Source organism: Mucilaginibacter sp. (genome assembly GCF_036383575.1).
GTDB lineage: Bacteria > Bacteroidota > Bacteroidia > Sphingobacteriales > Sphingobacteriaceae > Mucilaginibacter.
Genome location: NZ_DASVOB010000345.1, coordinates 1 through 4,516, shown reverse-complemented (window position 1 = coordinate 4,516; position 4,516 = coordinate 1). Strand labels below are relative to the sequence as shown.

The 4,516-nt window shown below is 41.1% G+C and carries 2 protein-coding genes and 1 pseudogene; all 3 read right to left on the bottom strand.

Annotated features, from left to right (window positions below; all coding sequences use genetic code 11):
• Positions 1–112: 112 nt before the first annotated feature.
• Complete coding sequence (locus VF500_RS11850) at positions 113–928, bottom strand: tyrosine-protein phosphatase (protein ID WP_330859865.1); 816 nt, start codon at positions 926–928, stop codon at positions 113–115.
• A 65-nt stretch (positions 929–993) separates the two neighbouring features.
• The gene (locus VF500_RS11845; RefSeq protein WP_330859864.1) at positions 994–2,556 is read right to left on the bottom strand and encodes a SusD/RagB family nutrient-binding outer membrane lipoprotein; all 1,563 of its coding nucleotides are present in this window, start codon (positions 2,554–2,556) and stop codon (positions 994–996) included.
• A gap of 27 nt (positions 2,557–2,583) precedes the next feature.
• Positions 2,584–4,516: pseudogene (locus VF500_RS11840) on the bottom strand (hypothetical protein); the annotation flags it as partial.

Below are 4,516 nucleotides of genomic sequence, written 5' to 3'. Positions count from 1 at the left end.
GGGGGAGTTTTTGATTAGCAGTTCTTATAGCATTGGCACTAAACAAAAAAACTATAGAGGGTAAACAAGTAGGTTTACCTCTATAGTTCTTACAGCACTGCTCAGATAGCGCTTAGTCCAGAAACTTGGCTTTTAATGCTGTGATATCTTTATCGGTTAAACCGATCTGGCTTTTGAGATAGTTATCAATAGATCCGTATTGTTTTTTGATAGCAGTGAAGGTGGCATCAAGGTATTCCTTTTTAACCGCGACTACATCTTTGGCAACTCCCTCATTGATCTTCATAAACTGAACCATCTGTTTGGCCATTTTTTCATTTTCGGCAGCGCGGTAATAGTTTGATGCCTCATAATCCTTCAAAATGGTTTCATAAGGTACACCTAAACTGTACAATAGCAGCGCAGCGCCTATTCCCGTGCGGTCTTTCCCTGCAGTGCAATGAAACACCAGGCTTTTATCCTCGGGCATTGCTAACAGTTTACCAAAAAATGGCTTGTACCTGTCGGCAAGGAAAGTAGTATTACTGTAGTATGCATCCATAACCGAATCACCGCGCGTTTGGCCTTTTAAGCTTTGAAGCATATTGCCCACATTATCGCTTCCGGCAGGGCATAAAATATAATCGGTATTTGGGTTCAGGCGATCCGGTGCCTGTTTTGATTCCTGTGTACCCCTCAAATCTACATCGTAGGCTATTTTACGTTCCGCTAATACAGCCAGGTCCTGGTCTGTAAGCTTGCTCATATCAGCGCTACGGTAAACCTTACCCCATTTTACATGATGGCCGTCCTTAGTGGTATACCCACCCAGGTCCCTGAAGTTTACTGCTCCCTGTAGTTCAACTTTACGTTTGGTGCTATCAGCAATCTGTGCGTTAGCACTTCCGGCGAGGCAGATGATCGCCAGTAATAAATGTAGTTTTTTCATATTCTTTTTAAATGGAAAAACAGGACCCCGAAACCGGGATCCTGTTTTGTTTATATTGATTAAAATTATTTGGTAAGCCAGGTATCTTTAAATACATCTTCAGCACCACCAAACTGGCTGGCTATCGCTTTTTGATAGTTAGCGTTGTTTGAGTTGATCTCGTCTAAAGGATACAACCAACGACGCGGTAATTTACCACCGGGAGTACCTAAACCAGTACCACCTTCGCTAAATGCCGGTAAACCGGTACGGCGATGGTTAAAATATGCTTCCCAGCCCGAGTTCATAAAAAATGCAACATATTTTTGTTGTAAAATTTGAGCAAGGGCAGCAGTTGTTGAACCTGTGTTGTAGTTTATATTAGCTAAAAACGTAGCATTATCTGTAGTTGTAGTGCCAAGGCTTTTACCGCCTACATCAGATATAGTAACAGTGGAGTTTGCTGTAACACTGATACCAAAGTTACTGAAAGACGCGGCAACACCTTTATCATACCATGTTTTAGCATCAGTGGCAGCAAGAGTTGGAGCCCATCCCCTGTTGATGCCCTCGGCAATATTGAAGCATAATTCTGGATAACCGATGAAAATAAATGGCTCAACAGTAGCACCCGTAGCAGACCCAAAGTAACGCATGCCATTAAAGTTTGAATATTTAGCAGCGTCGTTTTGCAATGTTGCTAAAGGAGTTCCTGGATCAGCACCTATGTAATTTGAAAAATCGCCAACATTTGTGGTGCCTACCGGGGTAGCCATTAAAAAAGTGCGCGGATCCTTTGTAGATGTGGTAATATCCAATACAGTTTTACCAACATTCATAAAGTTGTTATATGAATTACTACCCGAAGCAAAAACCGGATAAGGAGTTGCCGTAGTATATTTATAAACAACGTTATCACTGTTTGCCGTCATTACAGGATAAGTAGCCACATTGCCAACAATAGCCGCAAACTGCGATTTGATGTTTAAATCTGCATTATCATCAGCCCTTTTACTTAAGCTAATCAATATCCTTAACCTGTATGAATTAATTACTTTTTGCCATTGCAGATTGGTTAATCCAAAAATATCACCGCTATCTAAAATAGTACCCGGCGAGCCCAACGCGGCCAGTATCTTATTGGCATCATCCAACAACTGTAATGAGTTTTTGTAAACGTCATGTTGAGGGTCAAACACTGGCGTAAGGAAATTGATATCACCTGCCTGGCTCATGGGGATATCGCCTACTCTTTGTGATAACCAGATTGCTGAATATGCGCGAAAGAATTTAGATATTGCAAAATATTTATTTGTTGAATTGCCAAATTGCGATTTTGCCTGCAACTCCAGTTGCACAGCATATTTCAACAGTTCATAACTATGCGCGCTGTATGACCACGAATCTTCGTTAGTGCCCCAGTATTTTGCATAGTTAGAAACCTGGAACTGGTTTGATTTATTTACATCGCCAAAAGGGGCTTCTTCCGAACGTACCAATACGGCGGTAAGGTGGTTAACGATCAATGACACCGGGATCACCGAATTGGCGTTAACCGCGTTCGGGTTTAAATTGAGGTCGCCTTTTTGACAGCTCGTGATTGACAAAGTCAATGCTACTGCTGCTGTAATTACTTTTAAAGCTTTCATCTTTATAAATATGTTTTATAAAATATTTTAGAATGTAACGTTTAGGTTAAAACCGTACCTGCGCGCGGTTGTACTTTGTAATGCACCGTTTGAAGGGGCACCACCGGTTGTACCGTCGGCCGAGTTGTAACCAGAAGCATATTGATCAATATCAAAGTCTTTGCGGGCTGCAAAATATAACAGGTTCCTGCCTACAAGAGATATCGATACCGCCTTAACAGCTGTGTTTCTTAGATATTTTGCCGGAAGGCTATAACCTATGGTTACTTCACGTAATTTGGCAAATGACCTGCTGATCATGAACGATTCGTCAATGGTTTTAACGGTACCATTCAAATAACCCTGAACAGTTATAGGAGTTGTATTTGGAGCGAAAGTAAGCTCACTCATGTTTGAGATAACGCCATTTTGAAACTTAGGCGTGCCGCTTACAATTTTAACACCCGCGCCGCTTTCGTTACCTAACAATGAAGGCGTAGGCGCTTGCGTGCCAACTTTGGTCGAATTCCACTCGGCTAAACGTGCCGCACCAATCACACCCTGAACGGTTGAAAGATCGGTACCACCCTGCCTGGCTGCATAGTAGTTGTAATCATAAATAACACCACCGATACGCCCATCAACCTGGAAGCTGAAGCTGAAATTCTTATAGGAGAACCTGTTATTGATACCAAAGGTAAAATCAGGATTTAAGTGACCTAAAGATCCGTATACCTGGCTGTTTGAACCAGATGCTTTTAATAACGCACCGCCAGCATCGTAAACGATATTACCGTTACCATCTCTTAAAAACTTGGTACCAAATACTTCGTCAACCCTATCGCCGATAGCAAAGTTGTGATTGGCTACCAGTGCAATTGATTGAACATTATTGTAACCTATATCCTTAAGCGTTTCTTTAAATGTAGAATAGTTCACATTCACATCCCATGAAAACCCGTCTTTATTACGGAAAGGCGAACCCGTTAATGAAAGCTCCCAACCTGCTCTTTTTGTAGTAACCGCGTTTTGGTTATAGGCGCTATAACCGGTTGCCGGATCTATCGGGAATTGATAGATCTGAGGACCGTTTTGTGTATCAAAATAGGTAACATCTAAACCTAAGCGATTTTTGAGGAATTTGATATCCATACCAGCCTCGTAAGATATTCTTTTAAGAGAATGCAGGTTTGAATTAGCCTTGGTGTTTGAATAAAGAACCGATGATGTATTATTATAAAGCGATACATATGAGGCAAGATCCTGATTGGTATAGCTTGGGCCATCATATGAACTGTATAGTTCAGTACCATAACCAAGTAATGTATTCGTATTCTGGCCGGGAGTATTCTGAACCTGGGTATAAGCGCTGGCAACTGTTGATTGTGTTAAACCAGCTTTAAGTACGGCCTCAGATGCCCTGAATTTCAAGAAACTGATAGCTTCGGGTAGTTTAACATAATCAGAAACCGCGGTTGATACCGAGACAGACGGATAAAAGAACGTATCATGACCAGGAGCAAAAGTTGATAATTTATCAACACGGCCGGTGGTATTAACGTTAATGTATTTATCATATCCGATATCAAATGAGTAGTAACCACTATAAACCTGCATTTTTGAATCCCAGGTATAAGTAAGCGGTGCCTGTTGCGAGTTTGATAAAACATAAGCATTAGGCAAAGCCAAAGCACGGGTGGTACCGTAAAATGAATTATAGGTAAATGAACGGGAGTTACCACCTAATAAAGCTGATACATTGAATTTACCAAAAGTTTTGTTGTAGTTTAACTGTAAATCGGTATTGTTTTCAAACAACTTACGATCGTCCTGGCGATAATCACCATACCAGCCAAAATAATACCATTTGGTATAAGCATTTAAATTTGCCGATGAAGGCACCTGCTCAGTTCTTTGTTGGTTCCAGGTAGAGATCTGCGAACGCAAGCTTACATTCAAATCAGATGTGATTTTATAATTT

Bases quoted from the DNA above. Each gene is read 5' to 3' on its own strand.
- VF500_RS11850 (WP_330859865.1), bottom strand. From the start codon at position 928: ATGAAAAAACTACATTTATTACTGGCGATCATCTGCCTCGCCGGAAGT.
- VF500_RS11845 (WP_330859864.1), bottom strand. From the start codon at position 2,556: ATGAAAGCTTTAAAAGTAATTACAGCAGCAGTAGCATTGACTTTGTCA.